A 25,027-nucleotide genomic window follows, 5' to 3' on the forward strand; every position below is an offset into this window, starting at 1 on the left:
ACCGCCCGACGATCACAGTACACCGGACCGGGAACCGGAAGGCGGCGCGGGCCCGGCACACCGCGCCCGTCCGGCGGGCGGACGTCCACGCGCCGGCGCCCGGCCGCTCGCGGCCTCAGCACCTGGACGACCCCTTTCGATACACCGCTGTATCGGATACATTGCCGTATCGAACGGAGGTGGGCGCATGGCGTCCGAGGAGGCCGACGGACTGCTCACGGCACGCGCGCCGGAAGCGGACGGGTCCCGCGCCGACCGCCCCGGCGCTGCCGGGCGGGTCACCAGACGGCGTGCGCGGACCCGAGCCGACCTGCTGGAAGCGGCCTTCCGGGTGTTCGCGGCCAAGGGGTTCGGCCAGGTCTCCATCGAGGAAGTCTGCGAGGCCGCCGGATACAGCCGGGGCGCCTTCTACTCCAACTTCGCCGCGCTGGACGAGCTGTTCTTCGCCCTCTACCGGGAGCGCGCCGAGCTGATCGCCGGCCAGGTGGCGGGCGCCCTCGCGCTGGACGGCCCGGAACTCGACGTGGCCGCCGCCGTCGACCGGGTCACCGAGGTGCTCCTGCTCGACGTGGACTGGCTTCTGGTCAAGACGGACTTCCTGGCGCACGCCGCTCGCGACGCCGCCGTGGCCCGGACCCTGCTGGAGCACCGGGCGAGGCTGCGCGCCGCTGTCGCCGACCGGCTCGCCCGCACCCCGGGCCGCGCCGCCTGGCCCGCCGCCCTCGGCGGCGCGGACGGCGCGGCGCACGCGGTCGTCGCCGCGTACGACGGAGTCACCGTCCAACTGCTGCTGGACAGGGACGTCGAGGGCGCCCGCCGCTGGCTCGGCCAGTTGCTCACCGCGCTGCTCACCGACGGCAACGCCGGCCCCGCACCCACCGCCTGACGACAACCCAGAGGAAGCCAGAGGAAGCCAGAGGAAGGAGCACGCCCGTATGGACGCGGACGTCATCGTCGTAGGAGCCGGCCTCGCCGGGCTGGTCGCGGCCCACGAGCTGACCAGCCGGGGCCGTACGGTCGCCCTCGTCGACCAGGAGAACGCCGCCAACCTAGGCGGCCAGGCGTACTGGTCGTTCGGCGGGCTGTTCCTCGTCGACTCCCCGCAGCAGCGCCGCCTGGGCGTCAAGGACTCCTTCGACCTGGCCTGGAGCGACTGGCGGGGCAGTGCGGGGTTCGACCGGCTGGACGACGAGGACTCCTGGGCGGTGCGCTGGGCGCGCGCCTACGTCGCGTTCGCGGCGGGGGAGAAGCGGTCCTGGCTGGAGAGCCACGGCATCACCCTGCTGCCCACCGTGGGCTGGGCCGAGCGCGGCGACCTGCGCGCGGACGGCCACGGCAACTCCGTCCCCCGCTTCCACATCGCCTGGGGGACCGGCACCGGCGTCGTGGAGCCCTTCGCCGACCGCGCCCGGCAGGCCGCGAAGGACGGCCTGCTCACCTTCCACCATCGGCGCCGGGTGGACGAGCTGGTCGTCGAGTCGGGCGCGGTGCGCGGCGTGCGCGGCGCCGTGCTCGCTCCGGACGACGCGCCCCGCGGCGCCGCCTCCAACCGGGACCCGGTCGGCGCGTTCGCACTCACCGCGCAGGCCGTGATCGTCACCAGCGGCGGCATCGGCGCCGACCACGACATCGTCCGCCGCCACTGGCCCGACCGGCTGGGCACGCCCCCGGCCCGGATGATCACGGGCGTCCCGGCGTACGTGGACGGCCGGATGCTGGACATCAGCGCGGCGGCCGGCGCGCGCCTGGTCAACCGCGACCGCATGTGGCACTACACCGAGGGCGTGCGGAACTGGAGCCCCCTGTGGCCCGGCCACGGCATCCGCATCCTGCCCGGCCCGTCCTCCCTCTGGCTCGACGCCCTCGGCCGCCGGCTGCCCGACCCCTGCCTGCCCGGCTACGACACGCTGAGCACCCTCCGGCACCTGCGCACCACCGAGGACATCGCCCGCCACGACCACTCCTGGTTCGTGCTGACCCGCAAGATCGTCGAGAAGGAGTTCGCCCTCTCGGGCTCCGAGCAGAACCCCGACATCACCGCCAAGGACGGCAAGGCGGTGCTGCGCGACCGGCTGTTCGGCAGGGGCGCGCCGGGGCCCGTACGGGACTTCCTGCGGCACGGGGCGGACTTCGTGGTCGCCGGGACCCTCGAAGAACTCGTCGAGAAGATGAACAAGCTCACCGACGAGCCGCTGCTGGACGCCGCCGAGGTACGGCGCCAGGTGGAGGCGCGCGACCGGCAGATGGCCAACCCCTACAGCAAGGACGCCCAGATCCAGGGCATCCACAACGCCCGCCGCTACCTCGGCGACCGCCTCGGCCGGGTCGCCTCCCCGCACCGGATGCTCGACCCGGCGGCCGGGCCCCTGATCGGCGTCAAGCTGCACGTCCTGACCCGCAAGACCCTCGGCGGCATCCAGACCGACCTCGACTCCCGCGCCCTGGACGCGCACGGCCGGCCCGTCGACGGCCTCTACGCCGCCGGCGAGGTGGCCGGCTTCGGCGGCGGCGGCGTCCACGGCTACAACGCCCTGGAGGGCACCTTCCTCGGCGGATGCCTGTTCTCCGGCCGCGCCGCGGGACGCGCGGCCGCCGACCAGACGGGCTGAACGGAGTCCGGCACGGCGGACGGGCTGAAGGGGGTCCGGCACGGCGGACGGGCTGAAGGGGACCGGCGCGGCGGACGGGCTGAACGGAGTCCGGCACGGCGGACGGCGATCAGATCCAGTCAGCGGACTTGCGTCGAAGCCCCGGCAGTCCGGCGGGGGACCCTAGGCTGGCCGGCGATCGCACGCCTTCCCGACCCGTCAAGGAGAGCACGTGACGCCATCCCGCGAGCGGACCGCTTCCGCCGGACGCACCGCCGTGCTGCGCCGCGAGGCCGTGGCCGCCGCCGTTCCCGTCGCCCTCACGGCGCTGCTGGCGGCGAGCGGCCCCGCACTCGCCGGACCGGCCGCCGCCGCTCCCGCCAGGGGCGGCACGGTCGGCGCCGCCGGGGTCGGAGACCCCTACTTCCCGCTCGCCGGGAACGGCGGCTACCACGTCAGCCACTACGGCCTCACCCTGTCCTACGACCCCGGGTCACGGCGCCTCGACGGCGCCGCGGTCCTCACCGCCCGCGCCGCCCAGCGGCTGACCCAGTTCGACCTCGACCTGAAGGGCCTGACGGTCACCGGGGTCACGGTCGACCACGTCAAGGCCGGCTACCGCCGCGACGGCCAGGAACTCGTCGTCACCCCGCGCACCCCCCTGCGCCCCGGCCACGCGTTCCGCGTCACCGTCGCCTATCACGGCGTCCCCGCGCCGGTCACCGACCCGGACGGCTCGCCCGACGGCTGGATCCCGACCGACGACGGGGCCTTCGTCGCCGGAGAGCCGCAGGGCGCCATGACCTGGTTCCCGGCCGACAACCATCCCCTGGACAAGGCGTCCTACGACTTCGCCCTCACCGTGCCGGCCGGGCGCACCGCGGTCGCCAACGGCGTGTTCCTCGGCAGCCGCACCGCGCACGGCCGCAGCACGTTCCGCTGGCGCCAGTCGGAGCCGATGGCCGCCTACCTCGCCACCGCCACCGTGGGCACGTTCCGGGTCGAGCGGTACACCACGCCGGACGGCCTGGAGGTCTACGACGCGGTCGACCCGCGCGAGGCGGCCGCCGCGGCGCCGGTGCTCAAGAAGCTGCCCTCCGTGCTGAAGTGGGAGAGCGGGATCTTCGGGCCGTACCCCTTCCGCGGCGCGGGCGCCATCGTGGACCACGCGCCCAGCGTGGGGTTCGCGCTGGAGACGCAGAGCAGGCCCCTGTACGACTCGGCCCCCGGCCTGACCACCCTGGTGCACGAGAACGCCCACCAGTGGTTCGGAGACTCCGTCTCCCTCACGTCCTGGAAGGACATCTGGCTCAACGAGGGCTTCGCCACCTACGCGGAGTGGCTCTACACCGAGCAGCACGGCGGAGCGAGCGCCCAGAAGGAGTTCGACAAGTTCTACGCCCGCCCGGCCGGCGACGCGCTGTGGGCGTTCCCGCCCGGCGACCCCGGCAACGGCGGGAACATCTTCGCCACCCCCGTCTACGTCCGCGGCGCGATGACCCTGCACGAGCTGCGCAGGACCGTCGGCGACCAGGCGTTCTTCCGGATCCTGCGCGCCTGGGCGGCAGACCGCCGCGACGGGCACGGCGACACCGCCCAGTTCACGGCCCTGGCGCAGCGCGTCTCCGGAAAGGACCTGCGACCGCTGTTCCACACCTGGCTGCTGGGCCAGGGGAAGCCTGCCAGGCCGTGACATCCGGCCCGTCACGGCCGCCGGGCCGCCGGACGTGTTCCGGCGGCCCGGCGCTGGCCTCAGTGCGTCCCGGCGCACGGGGCTCCGGGCCGGTGCGTCAGCCGATCCGGCGGCGAGCCGCCGCGCGCCGCCGCCTCAGCGCACGCCGTTCGGTCTCGCTGGTGCCGCCCCAGACGCCGACGGTCTGGTCCGTGCTCAGCGCCCACTCCAGGCACTGCTCCCGGACGGAGCAGCCCGCGCAGACCGTCTTCGCCTGCTCGGCCTGCACCAGCGCCGGCCCCGTGGAGCCGATGGGGAAGAAGAGGTCGGGGTCCTCCTCGCGGCACGCGGCGTATTCTCGCCAGTTGTCCATGAATCGTCACCTGCGATCAGAAGTCGTCCGTGCGTCCGTGGGCCTCTCACACCGTCGTCGAGGCGCCCGTCTGGCTTACCCGGCTTCGTTTCACCGGACGACGCCGGGGCGAAACCGGCCTCCCGCCACACCTGACAGACCTTCGCAGAATCCGCACACCTGCGGCCCCGTCCGGACCAGGGGCTTCGTGACCGCCGCTTGTCCTGGGATAGTGAACGCCATACACAAGATGTAGCGAGCACATAGGAAGACCGTGGACACCAGCGACACCACCGACAGCAGCATCCCGCCCGAGGCCCGCACGCGCGCCGGGGCCCAGGACCGGACCCCGGCGGAGACCGGCGCGGAGACCGGCGGCGCCGGCCGCGCCGCCGACCCCGTCCGGCGCGGCTGGCGCCGCTGGGCCATGGACACGCGTCCGCTGCGCCACCCCGCCTACCGCCGCCTGTGGTCGTCCAGCATCGTCACCGCGGTCGGCAGCCAGCTCACCGCCGTCGCCGTGCCCAAGCAGATCTACGACATCACCGGCTCCTCGGCCTGGGTCGGCTACGCGAGCCTCGCCGGACTGGCGCCCATGGTGGTGTTCGCCCTCTGGGGCGGCGCGATCGCCGACACCGTCGACCGGCGCAAGCTGCTGCTGGTCACCAACGCCGGCATCGCCGTCACCTCGCTGCTGTTCTGGGTGCAGGCGCTGACCGGGCTCGACTCGGTCCTGGTGCTGATGGTGCTGCTCGCCTTCCAGCAGGCGTTCTTCGGCCTGAACGCCCCGGCGCGCAACGCCTCCATCGCCCGGCTGGTCCCCGAGGAGGAGCTGCCCGCGGCCAACGCCCTCAGCTCCACGGTGATGCAGACCGGCCTGGTGGCCGGGCCGCTGCTGGCCGGCGCGCTGATACCCGTGATCGGGCTGTCCGCGCTGTACCTCGTCGACGCGGTCGCCCTGTGCGTCACGGTGTGGGCCGTGCTGCGCCTGCCCGCGCTGCCGCCGCTGACGGGCGCCGCCAGCCGCCGGGCGGGCGTGCGCGAGATCGCTGACGGGTTCCGCTACATGGCCGGCCGCAAGGTGCTGCTGCTGTCCTTCCTCGCCGACATCATCGCCATGGTCTTCGGCATGCCCCGCGCCCTGTTCCCGCAGCTCGCCGCCGAGACCTACGCCCCCTACGGCGAGGGCCTGGCGCTCGGCCTGCTGTTCGCGGCGATCCCCATCGGCGCGGTGCTCGGCGGCCTGTTCTCCGGCGTCTTCTCCCGGGCGCGCCGGCACGGCTGGATGGTCATCGGCGCGGTCACCGCCTGGGGCGCGGCCGTCGCCGGGCTCGGAGTGAGCCGCAACCTCTGGGTCGCCGTTGCCTTCCTGGCCGCCGCGGGCGTCGCCGACATGGTGTCCATGGTCTTCCGCAGCGCGATCCTGCTGTCCGCCGCCACCGACGAGATGCGCGGCCGCATGCAGGGGGCGTTCACGGTCGTGGTGGCGGGTGGCCCGCGCCTGGCGGACGTGCTGCACGGCACGGCCGGCTCGCTCTTCGGCCCGCGGGCCGCCACGACGGGGGGCGGTCTGCTGGTGGTCGTGCTGATGCTGGGCATGGCCGCGGCCATGCCGGCGCTGCGCCGCTACCGCGTCTGAAGCCGCCCCACGGCCGCGCCGAAACGGCCTCCGGACCGGCGCGCGCCGCACGGCGGCCGCCAGGAGCCCGCCGCCGCGCGGCCCTACAGTCCGCGCCGGGGGATCGTGTACTGCTCCAGGAGCCGTCCCCGGGTCAGTTCGAGGCGGCGGGCCAGGATCTCCGCGACCGTGCGCACCAGGGACAGACCGAGGAGCGGGTCCTCCACGCTCAGCGCCAGCGCCGCCGAGCCGTCGAACTCGTAGGCGCGCACCCGGCTGAACGCCTCGGCCCCGAAGTCCCACCGGTAAGGCGGGAAAAGCCAGGACCAGCCGAGCAGGTCGCCCGCGCCCAGACTGGCCACCGTCACCCGGCGCATCGAGGTGACCTGCTGGTCGAGGTGCACGGCCCCGGACCGGATGACCCAGAAGCGGTCGGCCGTGCCGCCCGCCTCGAAGATCCGGGCGTCCTCGGCGAACGAGACCTCCTTCGCCAGTTCCATCAGGCGCTCGCGCTGCTTGTAGGGGAGGGCGGTGAGCAGTTTGATCTCTTTGGTCATGGCCAGGGGCTCCTCGCCGGCGATGGGTTCCGCGCATGTGCCTACGCCCCATTTCAGCCGCTCCAAGCCCCCCGAGCACCTTGGCGGCCGCGCCCCTCACCGGCGGTCGCGCGCCTGGCCGGTGCGGTAGTCGCGGCACTGGGGTCTTACGGGGGGATCAGGCCCCGGGAGCCCGGCACGACACGGGATGACACGGGATGAACGGCCCGCGGGCATGAGAAAGCCCTGGCTGGACGGGGGAGACCAGCCAGGGCCGTATGCGACGGCGCCGGGGGAGTGCGAAGCTCGACCCCGTCGCCGCGTATAGGTGAACCATAAACCACTGGGGGCCGTTTTCCACGGCCGGGAGCGCCCGCGTGATCCGTTTCACTCACGCCCCGTGAGCGCCGTCGGTCGGGGGCCGCCGCTCAGGCGCCGTCACCGCGGGTCTCTTTACGGGGCCGTCAGTCCGGTTCCGGATGTCTGCCGGGGGCGACGATCTCGTCCAGCACCCGCAGGACCGCCTCGTACGCCAGCGCGCGCACGGCGGCCTCGCGGCTGTCGTCCGGGGCGTCCGGGGCGTCCGGGGCGTCCGGGGTGATGCCGCCGCGGTGTACGCGCCACCGCTCCTTCTCCTGCTCGGCGAAGGACCGGGCGCGCTGGATCCGCCGCAGCAGTTCGTCTGAGTCCACGACTTCGGCCATGCCGTCTCCTTTACCCGCCTGGCGGGCACATGACGACTCCGGCGGCCGTCGGAGTCGATGTTTGGAGGCGCCCGGAGCGGCTAGCCGAACAGAAGCGGCTGTGCGGGGCTGAGACCGGGCGTGGACCTCGTGCCCCGGTCCGGCGCCCTCCTCAACGTCACCAACGTCACCGTCCAGGGAGCCAGGAAATGTGCGAGAGGCGCAGGACCACCTTCGTCGGCGCCGCTGCCGACGCTTCCCCCGGCACCGCCCCCGTCGCCGCACCGTGCAGACCGGCCGACGCCCGCCGGGCGGTGGAGCGGGCGATCACCGAGTGCTGCGGGGCCGACCGGACCCCGTGCGACGCGCACGCCCTGTGCGACGCCCAGCTCGTCGCCTCCGAACTCACCGCCAACGCCATCCTGCACGGCGGCGGGGTGACCGACTTCCACGTCGACGTGGTCGGCCGCGGCGTACGGGTGTGCGTGAGCGACCGCAGCGACCGGCTGCCGGTCCTCCGGCCGCCGGAGGACCCGCAGGGCCGGTTGCGGCCCGGCGGGCGCGGCTGGCCCCTGGTGTGCCGTCTCGCCCGTGACGTGCAGGTCCGCGACCTGCCCTCCGGCGGCAAGTGCATCAGCGCCGTCGTCCCCCTGAACTGATCGATCCGGGGCCCCGAGCCGGGAGACGGCGCCCGAGCGGCGGGGACCCGACGCCAAGAATCACAGAAAGCGGAGTTTGTTCCTCCTGACGCTGGGCAGACGAACCATCGTGCTTCGGACCGGAGGCGCGCCAGCGGGAGCGGCATGGCCGCCCCGGCGGCCCCTCTTGGTCGATTCCGGGCAGCCCCCTTCCGCGGTCATTCCCTGAAACCAGCCTTCAGGAGCGAATCCGCATGCTCATCGACACACCGGCAGACCGTCCCGAAGCCCCCCAAGGCCAGTCGCCCCCCAACCGCCGCCCGCACGAGGACGCACCCGACACCGAAGCGCTCTTCCGCCGCCTCGCCGAACTCGACGGCGACCCCGAGCGCGACGCGGTGCGCGACGAACTCGTGAGCCTGTGGCTGCCCATGGCCCACCGCATCGCGGGCCGGTTCCGCGACCGCGGAGAGTCCATCGAGGACCTGCGGCAGGTGGCCGCCCTCGGCCTGGTCAAGGCGGTCGACCGGTTCGACCCGGACCGCGGCGCCTTCGAGAGCTACGCCGTGCCGACCATCACCGGCGAGGTCAAGCGTCACTTCCGCGACCGGATGTGGGCGCTGCGCGTGCCCCGCCGGGTGCAGGAGCTGCGCAACAAGGTGCGCGTGGCGCGTCGCGAACTCACCCAAAACCCCGGCAGCCCCGAGCCCTCGGCCGCGGCCGTCGCCGCGCACACCGGGCTCACCGAGGACGAGGTGCACGCCGGGATGGAGGCGCTGGACAGCTTCAGCACGCTGTCCCTGGACGCCGAGCTGTCGACGGGCGCCGACGGCTACAGCCTGGCCGACACCCTCGGCGCGGCCGACTCCTCCTACGACGTCGTCGTCGACCGCGAGTCCGCCAAGGAGGGGCTGCGCCGGCTCCCCGAGCGGGAACGGGCCATCCTCTACATGCGCTTCTTCGAGGACATGACCCAGAGCAGGATCGCCGACAAGCTCGGCATCTCCCAGATGCACGTCTCCCGGCTGATCAGCCGCAGTTGCGCGCGAGTGCGCGACGAGGTGATGACCGAGCGCGCGACGCGGCGCGGAGACGGACGGCGCCCGACCGGCGCCTGAACCGTCCGCCGCCTGCACCGTCCGCCGTCTGATCCGTCCGCCGCCTGATCTGGCCGCCTCGGCCCTCGCCCGGCGGCGGACGCCGCGTCCCGCCGCGCGTCCGGGCCCGCCCCCGACGCACGGCGGGACGCCCGGAGCACCCGGTTCCGGACGCACGTTCCGGACGTGCGGCGAAGCCGCCCGTGGGCCCGCCCGAAGCGGCCCCGGGCGGCTTCGCCGTGCACGGGGCGCGTGCCCCGGGCCAAGCGGGGCATCCGCAGGGCCGGAGGTGGAGAGTGGATACCCAGACGAGTGCCCTCGCCCGGCCCTGGAAGACGCGCGCCCGGCGGGCGGCCAAGGGCTCGGTCACAGAGGTGGCCGCGCGGGCGGGACTGACCGCGCGCGGCGTGATCTATCTGCTGGTCGGCGTGCTCGCGCTGCGGGTCGCGTTCGGCGACGGCAGCCACCAGGCCGACCGGGGCGGCGCGCTCGCCACGATCGCCCAGCAGCCGTTCGGCGACGTCCTGCTGTGGGCGCTGGGGATCGGCGTGGCGGGGATGGCGCTGTGGCGGCTGTCGGAGGTGGTGTTCGGCTCCGCGGGACCCGACGGCGACAAGGCGGGCAAGCGGGCCCTGGCGGCCGTCCGGTGCGTCTTCTACGTCTCGGTCGCCTGGTCCGTGCTGTCCTTCGCCGCCGGATACGGCGGGAGCCGGTCCAGCGACAAGCAGTCCCGGGACCTGACCGCCCAGGCCATGGGCCTGCCCGCCGGGCAGTGGCTGGTCGGCGCCGTGGGAGTCGGCGTCGCGCTGGCGGGCGTATGGGTGGGCGTGCAGGCGGTGCGGCGCAAGTACCGCGACAAGCTCCGGCTCGGCGAGATGTCCCAGAACACGCGCCGGCTGGTGGACGTCACCGGCGTGGGCGGCGGCCTCGCCCGCGGGCTGATCTTCGCGACGGCGGGCGTCTTCGCGGTCCGGGCCGCCGTCGAGTACCAGCCCAAGCAGGCCAAGGGGATGGACGACACTTTGCGTTCCTTCGCCGGAACGCCTGCCGGACCGTGGCTGCTGGTGCTGGTCGCGGCCGGTCTGATGCTGTTCGGCCTGTTCTCGTTCGCACTCGCACGCTGGCGCCGCGTCTGAGCGGCGGCGGCCGGGGAACACGGAGCAGATGAACGAAGACGAGCTTCCCCCAGACGACCGGGCCGTGGAGGTCTATCTCGACCTCCTGCGGATCCGGATGCCCGAGGAAGACTACGAGCTTCTGCTCACCGTCGTGGACCCGGTGCTCCGGGCCATCCACGAACAGAGCGAACAGGGTGTGCCCACGACGGATTTCCCGCTGGACGGCCCGCAGGCACAGGGCCTGCCGCAGGAGATCCGGGACGAGGCGGCCCTGGTGATCGCCACCGCGGTCACCGGCCGGCTGGACAACGAGCTGGTCGTGCTGGACATCGAGGAGACCGGCCCGGTCCGGGTCGTCACCGACGCCGAGACGGCCTCCGACCCCTCGCGGCTGACCGAGATCGCCGACTACATCCGCGACCGCCATCGGGAGACAGAGGAGCTGCGCGGCATCGCCGAGGCCAGCGACCTGCCGACCGACTTCTGAGAGGAGGGCCCCCGCCGACGTCTGGCGCGGGGCCCTCTTCTCCTCGCGGGCTTCTCATTGCGGGGGAGTCGGCGTCCTGACCCCCAGGGGGCGGGCCAGACCGACCACGGACTCGTCCAGGCGCAGGAGATAGCGCAGCACCCGGTGGGTGATGCTGCCGTAGTGGGGGGCGGCCGCCGCTCCCGACTCCAGTAGGGAGGCGATGCTCGGACTCGTCTCCAGCTCGGCCGGGCTGGCGCCGTCGGCGACATGGGCGGCGAGCGCCGCGATGTTGTGCGTGATCCGGCGGCCCGCGGCGCGCAGCCGGGGATCCGCGGCGATCGAGGGGTGGGTTGGCAGCAGCTCGGCCGTCGCGGCCAGCGCCCGCGCCTGGTAGGCGCAGGTCTCCAGGAGCGCGACGACGTGCTGCGCGGCGCTGCGCCGGGCCCGCATCGGGGTGATCGGATGCGTCAGCGGCTGCACCGCCGACCGCAGGTTGCTCAGCGCCCCGTCCAGGCCGCGGGCCCGCAGCAGCAGGTCCGTGTGCGGGCCGCCGCTGAGCTGGTCGACCGCGGCGCCGGTCACCTCGGCCAGCCGGTCCAGCACCGTGGCCAGCAGCTCGTTCGTCCGGCGTTCGGTGTGCACCGGCAGCACCACGGCGGCCGCGATGACGCCGCAGGCCGCGCCCAGCGCCGTCTCCTCCACGCGCAGCACCAGCACCGCCAGGCTGTAGGTGTGCAGCAGCGTGTACAGCAGGCCCAGCGCCGCCGTGACGAAGAAGGACATCAGCGTGTACGACAGCGGGGCCGTGTAGAACATCGCGAACACGAACGCCAGCACCAGCGCGAGCGCCGTCCAGGTGTGCGGCCCGACCAGACCGGCCAGGACGATGCCGGCCACCACGCCGAGCACGGTGCCCAGCAGCCGCCGGTACCCCTTCACCAGGATCTCGCCCGTCGACGAGGTGTTGAGGAAGACGATCCAGCAGGTCAGCACCGCCCAGTACCAGCGCTGACTGGACAGGAACTCGCCGCCGGCGATGGCCAGGGCCGAGCCCAGCGCGACCTGCGCCGCGGCCCGCGTGGTCGGGCGCTGCCAACCGGTCAGGGGCGCCTTCTGCTCTTCTTCGCCCTCCTCGGCGACCTGGATGGAGGCGTTCTCCGCGTCCAGCTCCTCCCGGGACCGCGTGGTGGCCGGGCTGTCGTCGGACTCGTCGTCCGCCGTCGCGTCCAGGGCGACCCGCAGCCCCATCGCCGCCCGCGCGGCCTCGCCGATCCCGCGGAAGACGTCCTGCACGGCCGGGGAGGCCGGCGGCAGGCTCTCCTCCTCGCGGTAGCCGAGCAGCCGGTTGCGCACATGGGCCATCGCGGTCCCGCCGCCCTCGCCGACGGGCCGCAGTACGAGCATGCCCAGCGCCTCCATGTCGCGGCGCAGGACGTCGGTCGCCTCCTCGCGCACCGGTGCGTGGCCGCCCGAGGGGATCCGAGCGCCGGGCAGGTGCAGGGTGAGCGTGTCGGCCCGCCGGCTGCTGCGGGCGGTCAGCAGGAGCAGACCGAGACGCTCGGCGGCGACCTCGGCGCCCGCGATCCGCCGCTGCACCGTCCGCGCCGCGGCCGCGTCGGCGGTGCCCTCCTCCAGCCGCCCCTGGATCATCAGGGCCGTCTCGTGCAGCCGGGCGGTGCCCTGGCGCACGTCCTCCAGCGCCTTGTCCACCTCGCCGGGCCCGGCGTCCAGCAGTTCGAGCTGCGCGCGCACCAGTTGGGCCAGACGCACCCGGAAAGCCTCGCGCAGCCGTTGCAGGATGCCCGCCGGAGTCTCGTAGACGATCACGAAGCGGACCAGGGCGCTGCACGCGAACGCGACGGCGACGACGATGCACAGGCTCGGCAGCGTCGCGACGCTCACGCCGACGAACACGGACATGAAGTAGATCTGGAAGGCGATCAGGCCCAGCGCGTAGCCGCGGTCGCCGAAGCGGCGGCTGTAGACCGCGCAGAAGATCAGGGCGAGGAAGAAGAGGTCTCCCGCCACCACGCGGCTGTTCAGCAGCGAGCCCAGCGACACCGACGCCAGCGCGACGAGCAGTCCCAGGCCGAGGGTGACCGCCTGCCGCGAGCGCTGGTTCTCCCGGATGGCGAAGGCGGCCACCATCGACCCGAGCGCCCCGGCCACCAGGTGCGGGACGGGTACGCGCAGCAGGCCCAGCACGGCCAGCGTCAGCGCGATCGAGCCGGCCGTCCGCGATCCCGCGGCCAGCCGCAGCAGACCGGGATCGGACGCTGTGACGCGATCCCGCAGCCGTGTCAGGACCGAGCCCTCCGCCGCACTCACGCCGCCGCACTCTCTTCCGTACCCCGGGATGATCCTCTTCTCCAGCATCGCACGTCACGGCCGGGCCGCTGGCCGCGGCCCGGCCGTGGGCGCGGGAGAAGTCCCGCCCGGAGTCACCGTGCGGGGGACATCGTCTTCTCGACGTGCTCGCGCACCTGGTCGGTCGTCATATAGGCGTCGGTGTACTCGAAGTCCTTCAGCCGGGCCGCCCTGCGGGCCTGGAAGCCGGTGCGCACGAAGTCGTCGCCCGCCACCGCGTTGAGCACCCAGTTCGTCGCGGTCCTGGTGCGCGCCACGTACGTGCGCAGCGCCGCCAGGTGGTAGCCGCGGGCCACCACCTGCGCGGGGAGCCCGTGCAGGTCGATGCCCAGCGGCTTGGCGACCGCGTCCGCGCCGCCCAGGTCCACCACCAGGCCCAGATCCTTGTGCACGTACGGCCGCGTCGGCTCGTCGCGCAGGGTCGCGATGACGTTCTCCGCGACCCGCTTGCCCTGCCGCTGGGCGTGCTGGGCGGTCGGCGGACAGATCGCGCCGTCGCCCGTCGCCAGGTCGGGCACGGCGGCGGAGTCGCCGAGCGCGAACACCCCGTCGTGGCCGGGCAGGGCCATCTCCGGGGTCACCACGAGCCGTCCGCGGATCGTCTCCGCGCCCAGGTTGCCGATCAGCGGACTGGCCGCCACGCCCGCGGTCCAGATCAGCGTGCGGGTGGGCACCACGCGGCCGTCGGTGAAGGTGACCTCCTCCGGTCCGGCCTTGGCGATGGACACGCCCAGCGCGATGTCGACGCCTCGCCGGCGCAGGTCCTCCTGGGCGGCCCGGCCCAGTTTCTCGCCGAGCTCCGGCATCAGCCTCGGCGCGATGTCGATCAGGTGCCACTTGATCAGCCCCGGGTCCAGCCGCGGGTAGCGCTTGACCGCGGCGTGCGTCAGCCGCTGGAGGCAGGCGACCGTCTCCGTGCCCGCGTAGCCGCCGCCGACCACCACGAACTGGAGCCGCGAGGCGCGCTCCGCCGGGTCGGTGCTGGCGTCGGCCAGGTCGAGCTGGGTGATGACGTGGTCCCGGACGTACGCGGCCTCCGCGAGCGTCTTCATGCCGAAGGCGTGATCGGTCAGGCCCGGGATGTCGAAGGTGCGGGTGATGCTGCCGGGGGCCAGCACGATGTAGTCGTACGGCTCGTTGACGATCTGGTCGGTGATGGTGCGGATCACGCAGACCTTGGCCTGGAGGTCCACGCCGACGGCGCCGCCCGGGAGGATCCGGGTGCGGTACTTCCTGCTGCGGCGCAGGGAGACGGCGATCGACTGGGGCGTCAGCACCCCGGAGGCGACTTGGGGCAGCAGCGGCAGATAGAGCTGGTAGGCGAACGGCGTCACCAGGGTGACGTCGGCTTCGTGGGGGGCGAGCCTGCGCTCCAGGCGGCGCACGCACTCCACCCCGGCGAAGCCTGCGCCCACTACCAGGATCCTGGGTCGTGTCACGGTGTTTCATCCCTTCTGCGGCTCCAGGCGGTCTGCCTCGACGACCATGCGCCTGCCCCTGGATCGCTGCTCTCGCACCTCTTCCTCGGTCCCGGCGTGCCGCCGGCGCCCGCTGACGGGGCACGGGGCCGGGCACGACGGCCGGGGCCGCGCGCCGATCACCACGATGCCCGCATCCGGCCGCGGCCGCACGGGGGCGACCGCACCGGGAGGGCCGGACGGCACGTCCCGTCCACGTGAGTTCCCCAGGCCGCGCGGTCTATCGCGGCGAAGTGCCGCGGCCGGGACGTGGCCCGCGCGTCCCGCCCGTGTGCCGCCCGTGTGGCGCGTGACCCGGTCGCCGCCGGGTCAGCCGGACACGGCGGCGGTGCGGCCGTCGAGGTGGCAGAGCAGCAGGCACACGTCGTCGTCGCGCTCGGAGTCGCTGAGCAGCGGGTCCAGGATGCGGTCGGCGCAGCCCGGCAGATCGGCGTCCAGGTCCGCTGAGCCGAACCCGCCGAGCGCCGCCGCCAGGCGCTCGATGCCCGGGTCTATGCCCTGCGCCCGCCGCTCCACCAGGCCGTCGGTGTACAGCGCCAGCGTCGAGCCGGGGGAGAGGGGCTCGGTGTGCTCGGCGATCTCCTGGCGCAGCGGCAGGCCGAGCATCGCCCCCGGCTTGGCGTCCAGGATCCGCACCCGCCCGTCCGGCAGGCGCAGCACCGGCGGCGGATGCCCCGCCGCGGCCCAGGTGAGCGTGGGCTCGTCCGGGTGGATGCGGGCGATGACCGCGGTGGCGAACAGGTCCGGCTGGAGACGGTGCAGGAACTCGTGCAGCCGGGTCAGCAGCCGGCCGGGACTGCCGCCGTCAACCGCGTACGCGCGCAGCGCTGTGCGCAACTGGCTCATCATCACGGCCGCGTGCAGTCCGTGTCCGGTGACGTCGCCGACGACGGTGACCACGCTCCCGTCGGGCTGCCGGAACGCGTCGTACCAGTCGCCGCCGACGTTCAGTCCGTGCGTGGCGGGCAGGTAGCGGGCGGCCAGCCCCAGGCCCGGCGCGGCCGGCAGCTCGGTGAGCAGCGCGCGTTGCAGCGTCTCGGCGATGTCCCGGCTGTGCTCGAAACGCCGCGCGTGGTCGATGGCGATGCCGGCCCGGCGGGTCAGCTCGATCAGCATCACGGCGTCGTCGGGGTCCCAGCGGCCGTCGGGCGGCGACAGGGTCAGCACGCCCAGCGGCGCCCCGCGGGCGGGCAGCGGCAGGCACAGCAGCGGCCGTGCCGGATCAAGGGCCGAGGGCGGCTGGTCGTCCACGCCCGGCAGCCCGCCGGGGTGGTCTGCGGCGTACTGCGGCCGTCCGCTGCGGGCGGCGAGCACGGCCGCGGCGGGACGGGGGCGGGCAGGCGCCGACGACGGCAGCCCGCCCCCGTCCTGGTCGAACAGCCATACGTCGACGCTGCCGCCGCTGGCGTACCTCGGCACCAGCAGGTCCGGCAGCCGCCGCACGATCTCCTCGTGGTTGAGCGAGGCGGTCAGCACGGCGCTGGCGTCCGCCAGGAACGTCAGTCGGCGCCGGGCCCGCTCCGCCTCGGTGCGCGCCTTGCGCTCGGCGGCGAACGCCAGACGCTGGGCCCGGCCCGCCGCGTCCAGCTCCGCGTGCAGCGCCAGCACGCCCTGGTTGGTCTGGTGCAGCTCCTCCCGGTGGAAGGCGACCAGCTCCTCCTGCTCCGCCAGCCGCTCCAGCGCCAGCGCCGTGTCCTCGTCGGCGCCCAGCAGCGCTCCGGCCAGCGCGGCCGGATCGTCGGGCGTCCGCGCCTCGCGGGCCGCGGCGTCCGCAGGCTTCAGGCAGGCGACGGACGTGCGCCACGGCGGCGCCGACGCGGCGCTCGACTCCTCGTCCCCGGTCAGCGTGACATGCAGCAGCAGCTCCCCGTCCTGGCCGTTCCCGCTCTCGGGCAGCTCCAGGGTGAGCCGCCAGCCGCCGCCCTCGGCCAGGCACTGCCGCAGCCGGGCGCCGAGCAGCGCGGCAAGCCGGGTGCGCTCCGAGGCGGGCGCCGCGCAGGCGGCGGCCAGCCGCGTCGCGGCGATCCGGGCCCGAGCCGCGTCGACGGCGCCGCTGATCTGCCAGGTGCGGATCACGCGCGCTCCGGCGGGCACTGGGCCAGGACGGCGACGGCGGTGTCGTCCCGTACCGGCTGGGCGGGACTCCTGGCGTCGCGGACGGCCACGGCGGCGGTCACCGCCGGATCGGCCGTCAGCGCGGCGGGCTGCTCCGGCGGCGCCCAGCGGCTGGGCAGCCCGTCGCTGTGCAGGACCAGCATCCGGTCCCGGCCCCAGTCCGCCTCGGTCTCCGGCAGCGTCGCCGGGCGGTGCGCGCCGACGATCCCGGGCCGGGACAGCAGCGGGCGCCAGGAGTCGCCCTCGCGCAGCCGCGCCCCGATGTTGCCGATCCCGCAGAACGCCAGCCGCCCGGCGCCCAGGTCGAGCTGCGCCACCGCGACGGCGGCGCCCCGGGTGTCGCGCAGCGCGGCGTCCAGCCGTCCGAGCAGTTCCGCGGGCCGCAGGTGGGCGAAGCGCCGCAGGGCGGCGACCGCCGCGGACGACGCCTCGGCGGCGCGGCCGCCGTGCCCGAGCCCGTCCGCCAGCATCAGCGTCAGCAGGTCGCCGTTGCGGACCCACGCCCAGGCGTCGCCGGAGTCCTCCGCGCCCGCGAAGGGGACGTTGACCCCGCCGGCCCGCACGGCGGGCTCCGGACGCGTCACCGCGGCTGTCCCGTCGGTCTCGGCGGCCGCGCCGATCCGGGCCAGCGCCACCGTGCCCCGGCCGGGCACGCTGGACAGGGCGAAGTCGTCGGCGAGGCGCCGGCAGGCGCCCAGGCCCGCGCCGAGCGACCGGGCCGTGGAGTAGCCGTCGCTCAGGGCGGCGGCCACGTCCGGCATGCCGGGACCGTGGTCGAGCGCGGTGATCTGCACCAACGCCTCCTCCCGCGCGTCGGCGCGGAGCACGGACGCGGGGACCACGTCCACGAGGACCTGGCCGCCTTCGGCGTGCTTGAGCAGATTGGTGGCCAGCTCGGTCGCCACCAGCGCGGCGGCCGCGGTGCGCGCCTCGTCCAGACCGACCAGCTCGGCGGCGGCCTCCGCGGCGACCCGGGCGTCGCGCACTCGCGTCGAGTCGTGCACCGGCACGTCCCACACCCGCGGCATCAGAACTCCTCACGCGGACGCGGCGGCCGTACCGTCCACGAGGTCACGGTGACCGTCGTGCCGACCCCCGGCTCGCTCTCGACGGCGAACTCGTGCACCAGGCGCCGGGCGCCGCCCAGCCCCATGCCGAGCCCTCCTTTGGAGGTGTAGCCGTCGGTCAGCGCCCGGTCCAGGTCCGCGATGCCCGGCCCCTCGTCGCGGAACTCCAGCCTGAGTCCGGGCGCCCGCCGGCCGGTCACCGCCTGCGCGGTCATGCGGCCGCCGCCGCCGTGCACCAGGGTGTTGCGAGCCAGTTCGCTGGCCGCGGTGACCAGCTTGGTCTGGTCCACCAGGCCGAAGCCGAGCCGGGCGGCGGCCTGCCGCACGTGCTGGCGGACCCACACCAGGTCCCGGTCCGAACGGATCGGCAGGCACGCCTCGACTCCCGCCGCCGTCTCCATCACCGCCTCCCCGGGCGTGTGCCGCCTGGTCGCGGCGACGGCGCCCGGCCGCCGATCATGCTGAGGGCGTGCTCGGCGGTCAGCGCGGTGCGCAGTCCGGGCAGGGTCAGGCCCAGCTCCACCATGGTGATCGCGACCGCGGGACGCATCCCGGCCACCACCGTCTGCGCGGCCAGCAGCTCCGCCTTGGCCGCGATCTCCGCCAGGATCCGGCCGAAGTAGGAGTCGACGATCTCCGTGCCGGACACGTCGATGACCACACCCGTGGCCTGGTGGCGCGCGATGGCCTCGCCGATGTCCTGCTGGAGCTGTTCGGCCGTGCTGTCGTACAGATCTCCCTGGAGGGTGACCAGGAGCACGTCGCCGAGCCGCAGCACCGGCACGTGTCCGGTGACGGGCCGGGAGAAGTCGTGCGTCACCGGTCACCCGCACCGTTCGGCGCCGGGCGGGCCAAGTCGGCGTCCAGGGTGCGCAGCGCGTAGGCGAGGGCGTCCGCGAGGGTGGCGCGGGTGACGACGGTCCCCAGATCCAGGCCCAGGTGGACGATGGTCTGCGCGATGGCGGGACGGATGCCGGAGACCACGCACTCCGCGCCCATCAGCCGGGCCGCCGCGACGGTCTTCATCAGGTGCTGGGCCACCAGCGAGTCGACCGTCGGCACCCCGGTGATGTCGAGGATCGCGAAGTGCGCCTGCTGTTCCACGACCGCTTCCAGCAGCGTCTCCATCACGACCTGGCTGCGGGCGCTGTCCAGCGTCCCGATCAGCGGCACGGCCACGATGCCGTCCCAGAGCTTGATGACCGGCGTGGCGACCTCCAGCAACTGGAGCCGCTGGCGGTCGATGACCGCCTGCCCCTCGCTGAGTGCCGTCTCCATCACCACCAGCCGCAGCGTGCCCATCGCCACGGTCAGCAGCGCCGCGCACTCCCGCAGCAGCGCCGCCGGGGCGTCCGGCAGCTCGGCGACCAGCATGTCCACCATGGGCGGGCGCAGGGCCTCCACCTCGTTGGACACCTGGGCGGGCGTCAGGCCCGTGCGGCTGTGCGCGGCCGCCATCCTGGCCAACTGCTCGCGCATCGCGAGGAAACCGCCGGCCTCGGCGTCCGCCGCCCGGCCGGACGCGACCACCTCGGCCAGGGCGCCGAGCACGGTACGGGCCGCCTCCACCGCCTCGTCGCGCGAGACGGTGAACACGGTGCGGAAGAGGGTCTCCTCGGCCCACCGCTGGGCGATCTGCTCCCGGCGGCGGCGCAGGAACTCCCCGGCCTCCCGTGCGGGCGTTCCGTACTGCTCCGCCGTTTCCTGCTCCGGCACGTGCGTTCAACTCCTCTACCGCGGTGCACCGCTTCGGAACCGCTGGAGGCCACGACAACGGCGATGACTCTTGCCGGACGCCCACTGTAGCGGCGGCGCCACCTGCGGCGACACGGCGTCCGGCGCCCGCGGGGGCGGCGGAGGACGACGTCCTGACAGCGGGGCGTCCGGGCCTCCGCGGCGGCGCGAGCGGAGACCGGCGGCGGCGTTTCGGCCGGGGCGTGCGGTCCGCTCGGCCCCGCCGCGTGGTCCGCTCAGCCCCGCCGCGTAGTCCGCTCAGCCCTGCTACGCGGTCCGCTTGCCCCACCGGTCCGCTTGCCCCACTGGGCGGTTCGGCCCCACCGGGTGAGCGGTTCTGCCCTCCCGCGTGGGACCACGGGCGGCGCCCCTGCGGACGCACGGGGGCGCCGCTCATGCGGGAGCGCGACGGAAGCGGCGCCTCCGCCGCGCTTCGGCGCCGGGGGCGTGAGCGCCCGGGGGCGAGAGCGCCGCGCCGCGGGGCGCCCGCGGCCCGCCAGACGGCCTCCGCGTCGTCGCGTTCCTCGACGCTCCGCGCCCCCGCCCGGCCGGTGCTCAGCGTCCGGTCGGCCCCTCGGCGGCCGCCACGGACTCGCTCGGCGTCCCGCTCTGCGCGCCGACCAGGGCGAGCGCGTCGTCGACGGAGTCCGACACGGGCACCGTGAGGCTGACGCCGGTGAGGTCGAGAATCCGCCGCACCGCGGGCGTGGGGGAGACGATGTGCACGCTGCCCGGACGCTCGCGCACCTCCTGGTACACCCGCAGGATGATGTTCATGCCGGAAGAGTCCATGAAGGGCACCCCGGTGAGATCGAGCAGGAAGTGCAGTCTGCCGTGGTGGAGCTGGTTGGCCAGGTGGGCCTGCAACTCGGTCGCGGTGTCGACGTCCAGGTAGCCCTCGACCACGAGCAGGGCGATGTCCTCCCGAGGCACGGTCACCTCGACGGACAGCGGGTTCTGGGCAAGCGACACGACTACCTCCAAGTACTGCGACGAGCAGTGCTGGTCACCCGCACTGCGCCCCGCGCGTACCCCCGAACGGCCCCCTCATGCACTCGAATGGCGGACACCACTTCGAATGACCGGCGCTCCGAGCGCCCCACGGCCCTCGACCGCCCCGGACGCGGTGAGGGCGCTCACGCCGACAGCCAGCGCCGCACGCAGGCGATCAGGTCGTGGGTGTCGACGGGCTTGGTGACGTAGTCGCTCGCGCCCGAGGCCAGGGACTTCTCCCGGTCGCCCGGCATCGCCTTCGCGGTGACGGCGACGATGGGCAGCGCCGCGTACTGCGGCAGCTTGCGGATCTCCGCGGTGGCCGTGTAGCCGTCCATCTCCGGCATCATCACGTCCATCAGCACCAGCGCGATCTCGGGGTTGGCGATCAGCGTCTCGATGCCCTTGAGCCCGTTCTCCGCGTGCAGCACCCGCAGCCCGTGCAGCTCCAGGATGCCGCTCAGGGCGAACAGGTTGCGCGCGTCGTCGTCGACGACCAGGACCGTGCGGCCCTGGAAACCGGCGTCGACCGGCGGCGCCAGCTCCTGCGGCTCGTCGGCCCGCACCAGGGACAGCACCTCCCCGGGCTCCTCGGCCGACAGGTGCAGGGCGATCCGCTCGCGCAGCTCGTCCAGGCTGGAGAGGAACTCCAGCGTCCCGTCGTCCCGGCGCGAGCGCAGCGCCTCGGTCCGGGCCGCGTCCGGACGGCTGCCGCTGTGCACCAGCACGGGCACGCCCGCCGGCGCCGAGCCGCTCTCCAGCGCCTGGAGGAAACGGGCCGCCTCGCCCTCGGGCATGTCCAGGTCCAGCACCACGCAGTGGCACGGCTCGGCCGCCAGCGCCCCGGCCGCCTCCCGCGCCCCGACGGCCGTGATGACGTCCACCGGCGGCGCCGCGCCGTCGTCCGGGCCGAGCCGGGCGGCGTCCGCGACGACGCTCTCGCCGACCAGGGTCAGCAGGCCGCGCGGCCGTTCCTCCACGATCAGCAGCCGGCGCGCGCGCTGCCGGTCGCCGTTCCCGAGCGGCACGCCCGGGGGCAGCGCCGCCGGGGCGGCCGGGACCAGCTCGGCCGGCTCCTTGCGCGGGCGGCCGCCGAGCAGCGCCTCGAACTCCGGCCGCGCCACCGGCAGATAGAGGGTGAACGTGCTGCCCCGCCCGGGGACGCTGTCCACGGCGACGTGACCGCCGAGCAGATGGGCGATCTCCCGCGTGATGGACAGCCCCAGTCCGGTGCCGCCGTACTTGCGGCTCGTGGTGCCGTCGGCCTGCTGGAACGCCCCGAAGATCGACTCCAGATGCTGTTCCGGAATGCCGATGCCGGTGTCCTTCACCTGGAACGCGACCACGGGGCCGCCCCGGACGGCGCCGTGGGGCGCCTCGCCGTCGGCCGAGGGCTCGATGGACAGCTCGACCCCGCCGTGCTCGGTGAACTTCACCGCGTTGGACAGCAGGTTGCGCAGGATCTGGCGCAGCCGGGAGTCGTCGGTGAGCAGGTCCGCGGGCGCTCCCGGAGCGGTGCGGACCGCGAACTGAAGCCCCTTCTGGGTCGTCATGGGCTGGAAGGTGGCCTCGACGTACTCGATGAGGCGGCTCAGCGACACCCGCTCGGGGCTGACGTCCATCTTGCCCGCCTCGACCTTCGACAGGTCCAGGATGTCGTTGATCAACTGGAGCAGGTCGCTGCCGGCGGAGTGGATGATGCCCGCGTACTCGACCTGCTTCGGGGTGAGGTTGCGCGAGGGGTTCTGGGCGAGCAACTGGGCCAGGATGAGCAGGCTGTTGAGCGGGGTGCGCAGCTCGTGGCTCATGTTGGCCAGGAACTCGGACTTGTACTTGGAGGCCAGCGACAACTGCTGGGCGCGGGCCTCCAGTTCCTGCCGGGCCTGCTCGATCTGGAGGTTCTTCGCCTCGATGTCGCGGTTCTGCTCCGCCAGCAGCGACGCCTTCACCTCCAGTTCGGAGTTCGAGCGTTGCAGCTCCTCCTGCTGCGACTGCAACTCGGCCGAACGGACCTGGAGTTCGGCGGTCAGCCGCTGCGACTCGTCCAGCAGCTCGTCGGTGCGGGCGTTGGCCACGATCGTGTTGACGTTGACGCCCAGGGCCTCGCGCAACTGCTCCAGGAAGTCGCGGTGGATCGGCGTGAACGCGGTGACCGAGGCCAGCTCGATCACGCCGAGGACCTGGTCCTCGAACAGGATCGGCAGCAGCACCAGCGCGGCCGGGACCGCCTGGCCGAGCCCGGAGGAGATCGTCACGTAGCCGGGCGGCAGCTCGTCGACGGCGATGGCGCGGCGGCCGCGCGCGGCCTGCCCGACCAGCGAGCGGCCGAAGAGGAAGCGGGTGGGCCGGGCGTCCTCCTCCGGACGGCCGTAGGAGCCGACCAAGCGCAGCTCGGGCCCCCGCGCGCCGTCCTCGGCGAGGTAGAAGGCGCCGTACTGGGCGGAGACCAGCGGGGTCAGCTCCTCCATGATCAGTTCGGCCACCGCGGGCAGGTCGCGGTGGCCCTGCACCAGGCTGGAGATCCGGGCCAGGTTGGTCTTGAGCCAGTCCTGCTCCTGGTTGGCCCGGGTGGTCTCGCGCAGGGACTCCACCATGGAGTTGATGTTGTCCTTCAGCTCGGCCACCTCGCCGGACGTCTCCACGGTGATCGAGCGGGTGAGGTCGCCCTCCGCGACGGCGCTGGCGACCGCGCCGATGGCCCGCACCTGGCGGGTCAGGTTGCCCGCCAGCTCGTTGACGTTCTCCGTGAGCCGCTTCCAGGTGCCCGAGACGCCCTCCACCTCGGCCTGGCCGCCGAGCCGGCCTTCGGTGCCGACCTCGCGGGCGACCCGGGTGACCTCGTCGGCGAACGCGGAGAGCTGGTCGACCATGGTGTTGATGGTCGTCTTCAGCTCCAGGATCTCGCCGCGGGCGTCCACGTCGATCTTCTTCGACAGGTCGCCCCGGGCCACGGCGGTCGTCACCAGCGCGATGTTGCGCACCTGGCCGGTGAGGTTGTTCGCCATCGAGTTGACGTTGTCGGTGAGGTCCTTCCAGGTGCCCGCCACGTTCGGCACGTGCGCCTGGCCGCCGAGGCGGCCTTCGGTGCCGACCTCGCGGGCGACCCGGGTGACCTCGTCCGCGAACGCCGACAGCGTGTCCACCATGGTGTTGATCACGTCGGCCAGGGCGGCGACCTCGCCCTTCGCCTCCACGGTGATCTTGCGGGACAGGTCGCCGCGCGCCACGGCGGTGGCGACCTGGGCGATCGAGCGGACCTGCCCGGTCAGGTTCGACGCCATCACGTTGACGTTGTCGGTGAGGTCCTTCCAGGTGCCCGAGACCCCCTTGACGTCGGCCTGGCCGCCGAGGCGGCCTTCGGTGCCGACTTCGCGGGCGACCCGGGTGACTTCGTCGGCGAAGGCGGAGAGCTGGTCGACCATGGTGTTGATGGTGTTCTTGAGCTCCAGGATCTCGCCGCGGGCGTCCACGGTGATCTTCTGCGAGAGGTCGCCCTCGGCGACCGCGGTCGCCACCTGGGCGACGTTGCGGACCTGCGCGGTGAGGTTGCCCGCCATGAAGTTCACCGAGTCGGTCAGGTCCCGCCAGGTGCCCTTGACTCCCTTGACGTCGGCCTGGCCGCCGAGGCGGCCTTCGGTGCCGACTTCGCGGGCGACGCGGGTGACTTCGTCGGCGAAGGCGGAGAGCTGGTCGACCATGGTGTTGATGGTGTTCTTGAGCTCCAGGATCTCGCCGCGGGCGTCCACGGTGATCTTCTGCGAGAGGTCGCCCTTGGCGACCGCCGTCGTCACCTGGGCGACGTTGCGGACCTGGTTGGTGAGGTTGCCCGCCATGAAGTTCACGGAGTCGGTCAGGTCCCGCCACACGCCGGCCACCCCGGGCGCCTTGGCCTGGCCGCCGAGGCGGCCTTCGGTGCCGACCTCGCGGGCGACCCGGGTGACCTCGTCGGCGAACGCGGAGAGCTGGTCGACCATCGTGTTGACGGTCTCCTTGAGCTGGAGGATCTCGCCGCGCGCGGGAACGTCGATCTTCTGCGAGAGGTCGCCCTTGGCCACCGCCGTCGCCACCTGGGCGATGTCCCGGACCTGCGTGGTCAGATTGCCCGCCATGGCGTTGACCGAGTCCGTCAGGTCGGCCCAGGTCCCGGAGACGCCCGGCACCTCCGCCTGCCCGCCGAGGGTGCCTTCGGTGCCGACCTCGCGGGCGACCCGGGTCACCTCGGAGGTGAACACCGAGAGCTGGTCGACCATGCCGTTGAACACGGTCGCGATGTCGCCCATGAGACCGTCCGCGTCCTCGGGCAGCCGGGTGCCGAAGTCGCCGTCCCGCACGGCCGTCAGCCCGGCCAGGAGCTGCCGCAGCTCCCGGTCTCCCGGCACGGCGTCCATGACCTCGGTCTTGTCGCTGGTCACGCGCATCCTCGTCCCGCACCAGGAGCCCTCGGCGACGAGGGCTCGACCACCCCACCGGACCCCGTCGGCCCGCGCCCCGGCGTGCGACCG

20 protein-coding genes are annotated in these 25,027 nt (G+C 73.9%); 8 read left to right on the top strand and 12 right to left on the bottom strand.

Translation table 11 applies throughout. From position 1 onward, the window contains the following. The first annotated feature begins 187 nt into the window (after nucleotides 1-187). The 3 genes from ABZ861_RS28850 (at nucleotide 188) to ABZ861_RS28860 (ending at nucleotide 4,281) form a co-directional block, all read left to right on the top strand. Complete coding sequence (locus tag ABZ861_RS28850) at nucleotides 188-886, top strand: helix-turn-helix domain-containing protein (RefSeq protein ID WP_361636079.1); 699 nt, start codon at nucleotides 188-190, stop codon at nucleotides 884-886. A gap of 49 nt (nucleotides 887-935) precedes the next feature. Continuing rightward, nucleotides 936-2,609, top strand: coding sequence for an FAD-binding dehydrogenase (locus tag ABZ861_RS28855; protein ID WP_361636082.1), 1,674 nt, complete (start codon nucleotides 936-938; stop codon nucleotides 2,607-2,609). A 274-nt stretch (nucleotides 2,610-2,883) separates the two neighbouring features. Beyond that, a complete protein-coding gene (locus ABZ861_RS28860; protein ID WP_361636153.1) occupies nucleotides 2,884-4,281 on the top strand; it encodes a M1 family metallopeptidase in 1,398 nt (465 codons plus the stop codon). Between the two features lie 97 nt (nucleotides 4,282-4,378). Here ABZ861_RS28860 and ABZ861_RS28865 read toward each other — a convergent pair whose 3' ends face one another. Next, on the bottom strand, nucleotides 4,379-4,633 hold the full coding sequence (locus ABZ861_RS28865; protein WP_361636085.1) for a WhiB family transcriptional regulator: 255 nt from the start codon (nucleotides 4,631-4,633) through the stop codon (nucleotides 4,379-4,381). Between the two features lie 253 nt (nucleotides 4,634-4,886). On the opposite strand from ABZ861_RS28865, the gene ABZ861_RS28870 reads away from it, so the two are divergent. Next, a complete protein-coding gene (locus ABZ861_RS28870) occupies nucleotides 4,887-6,251 on the top strand; it encodes an MFS transporter (protein WP_361636088.1) in 1,365 nt (454 codons plus the stop codon). A gap of 83 nt (nucleotides 6,252-6,334) precedes the next feature. Here the strand turns inward: ABZ861_RS28870 and ABZ861_RS28875 are convergent, their stop codons facing one another. Further along, complete coding sequence (locus tag ABZ861_RS28875) at nucleotides 6,335-6,787, bottom strand: cyclic nucleotide-binding domain-containing protein (protein WP_361636091.1); 453 nt, start codon at nucleotides 6,785-6,787, stop codon at nucleotides 6,335-6,337. A gap of 443 nt (nucleotides 6,788-7,230) precedes the next feature. Further along, nucleotides 7,231-7,470: a hypothetical protein gene (locus tag ABZ861_RS28880; protein WP_361636094.1), complete on the bottom strand. Its 240-nt coding sequence runs from the start codon at nucleotides 7,468-7,470 to the stop codon at nucleotides 7,231-7,233. Between the two features lie 188 nt (nucleotides 7,471-7,658). Here ABZ861_RS28880 and ABZ861_RS28885 point away from each other — a divergent pair, with 188 nt between their 5' ends. From ABZ861_RS28885 to ABZ861_RS28900, 4 genes are all read left to right on the top strand, one after another. Next, nucleotides 7,659-8,108 (top strand): ATP-binding protein, encoded by a 450-nt coding sequence (locus ABZ861_RS28885; protein WP_361636097.1) that lies wholly within the window; start codon nucleotides 7,659-7,661, stop codon nucleotides 8,106-8,108. Between the two features lie 233 nt (nucleotides 8,109-8,341). Continuing rightward, entirely contained in the window at nucleotides 8,342-9,205 is an 864-nt protein-coding gene (locus tag ABZ861_RS28890; protein WP_361636100.1) for a SigB/SigF/SigG family RNA polymerase sigma factor, read from the top strand. Between the two features lie 275 nt (nucleotides 9,206-9,480). Next, nucleotides 9,481-10,320: a DUF1206 domain-containing protein gene (locus tag ABZ861_RS28895; protein WP_361636102.1), complete on the top strand. Its 840-nt coding sequence runs from the start codon at nucleotides 9,481-9,483 to the stop codon at nucleotides 10,318-10,320. A gap of 28 nt (nucleotides 10,321-10,348) precedes the next feature. Next, a complete protein-coding gene (locus tag ABZ861_RS28900) occupies nucleotides 10,349-10,789 on the top strand; it encodes a hypothetical protein (protein WP_361636104.1) in 441 nt (146 codons plus the stop codon). Between the two features lie 54 nt (nucleotides 10,790-10,843). Here ABZ861_RS28900 and ABZ861_RS28905 read toward each other — a convergent pair whose 3' ends face one another. The 9 genes from ABZ861_RS28905 to ABZ861_RS28945 all read right to left on the bottom strand — a co-directional run bounded on the left by ABZ861_RS28905 (nucleotide 10,844) and on the right by ABZ861_RS28945 (nucleotide 24,943). Then, nucleotides 10,844-13,066: an FUSC family protein gene (locus ABZ861_RS28905; protein WP_361636155.1), complete on the bottom strand. Its 2,223-nt coding sequence runs from the start codon at nucleotides 13,064-13,066 to the stop codon at nucleotides 10,844-10,846. 146 nt (nucleotides 13,067-13,212) lie between these two features. Then, on the bottom strand, nucleotides 13,213-14,577 hold the full coding sequence (locus tag ABZ861_RS28910) for an NAD(P)/FAD-dependent oxidoreductase (RefSeq protein WP_361636107.1): 1,365 nt from the start codon (nucleotides 14,575-14,577) through the stop codon (nucleotides 13,213-13,215). Nucleotides 14,578-14,925: 348 nt separating this feature from the next. Further along, complete coding sequence (locus tag ABZ861_RS28915) at nucleotides 14,926-16,692, bottom strand: GAF domain-containing SpoIIE family protein phosphatase (protein ID WP_361636110.1); 1,767 nt, start codon at nucleotides 16,690-16,692, stop codon at nucleotides 14,926-14,928. Continuing rightward, entirely contained in the window at nucleotides 16,689-17,759 is a 1,071-nt protein-coding gene (locus ABZ861_RS28920) for a SpoIIE family protein phosphatase (protein WP_361636112.1), read from the bottom strand. Before ABZ861_RS28920 ends, ABZ861_RS28915 begins: the two co-directional genes overlap by 4 nt. Continuing rightward, nucleotides 17,759-18,199 (bottom strand): anti-sigma regulatory factor, encoded by a 441-nt coding sequence (locus tag ABZ861_RS28925; RefSeq protein ID WP_361636114.1) that lies wholly within the window; start codon nucleotides 18,197-18,199, stop codon nucleotides 17,759-17,761. The genes ABZ861_RS28920 and ABZ861_RS28925 overlap by 1 nt, the downstream gene beginning before the upstream one ends. After that, the gene (locus ABZ861_RS28930) at nucleotides 18,199-18,618 is read right to left on the bottom strand and encodes an STAS domain-containing protein (RefSeq protein ID WP_361636117.1); all 420 of its coding nucleotides are present in this window, start codon (nucleotides 18,616-18,618) and stop codon (nucleotides 18,199-18,201) included. Before ABZ861_RS28930 ends, ABZ861_RS28925 begins: the two co-directional genes overlap by 1 nt. Next, the gene (locus ABZ861_RS28935) at nucleotides 18,615-19,514 is read right to left on the bottom strand and encodes an STAS domain-containing protein (RefSeq protein ID WP_361636120.1); all 900 of its coding nucleotides are present in this window, start codon (nucleotides 19,512-19,514) and stop codon (nucleotides 18,615-18,617) included. Before ABZ861_RS28935 ends, ABZ861_RS28930 begins: the two co-directional genes overlap by 4 nt. A 573-nt stretch (nucleotides 19,515-20,087) precedes the next feature. Further along, nucleotides 20,088-20,504, bottom strand: coding sequence for an STAS domain-containing protein (locus tag ABZ861_RS28940; protein WP_361636122.1), 417 nt, complete (start codon nucleotides 20,502-20,504; stop codon nucleotides 20,088-20,090). Between the two features lie 164 nt (nucleotides 20,505-20,668). Continuing rightward, entirely contained in the window at nucleotides 20,669-24,943 is a 4,275-nt protein-coding gene (locus ABZ861_RS28945; RefSeq protein WP_361636125.1) for a HAMP domain-containing protein, read from the bottom strand. Between the last annotated feature and the right edge of the window lie 84 nt (nucleotides 24,944-25,027).

Origin of the sequence: Streptomyces sp. NPDC046985 (genome assembly GCF_040644415.1) — a bacterium.
Lineage (GTDB): Bacteria > Actinomycetota > Actinomycetes > Streptomycetales > Streptomycetaceae > Streptomyces.

Coding starts and splice junctions, on each gene's coding strand:
- ABZ861_RS28925 (WP_361636114.1), bottom strand. CDS start 18,199: ATGGAGACGGCGGCGGGAGTCGAGGCGTGCCTGCCGATCCGTTCGGAC.
- ABZ861_RS28900 (WP_361636104.1), top strand. CDS start 10,349: ATGAACGAAGACGAGCTTCCCCCAGACGACCGGGCCGTGGAGGTCTAT.
- ABZ861_RS28855 (WP_361636082.1), top strand. CDS start 936: ATGGACGCGGACGTCATCGTCGTAGGAGCCGGCCTCGCCGGGCTGGTC.
- ABZ861_RS28885 (WP_361636097.1), top strand. CDS start 7,659: ATGTGCGAGAGGCGCAGGACCACCTTCGTCGGCGCCGCTGCCGACGCT.
- ABZ861_RS28945 (WP_361636125.1), bottom strand. CDS start 24,943: ATGCGCGTGACCAGCGACAAGACCGAGGTCATGGACGCCGTGCCGGGA.
- ABZ861_RS28880 (WP_361636094.1), bottom strand. CDS start 7,470: ATGGCCGAAGTCGTGGACTCAGACGAACTGCTGCGGCGGATCCAGCGC.
- ABZ861_RS28850 (WP_361636079.1), top strand. CDS start 188: ATGGCGTCCGAGGAGGCCGACGGACTGCTCACGGCACGCGCGCCGGAA.
- ABZ861_RS28890 (WP_361636100.1), top strand. CDS start 8,342: ATGCTCATCGACACACCGGCAGACCGTCCCGAAGCCCCCCAAGGCCAG.
- ABZ861_RS28920 (WP_361636112.1), bottom strand. CDS start 17,759: ATGCCGCGGGTGTGGGACGTGCCGGTGCACGACTCGACGCGAGTGCGC.
- ABZ861_RS28875 (WP_361636091.1), bottom strand. CDS start 6,787: ATGACCAAAGAGATCAAACTGCTCACCGCCCTCCCCTACAAGCAGCGC.
- ABZ861_RS28865 (WP_361636085.1), bottom strand. CDS start 4,633: ATGGACAACTGGCGAGAATACGCCGCGTGCCGCGAGGAGGACCCCGAC.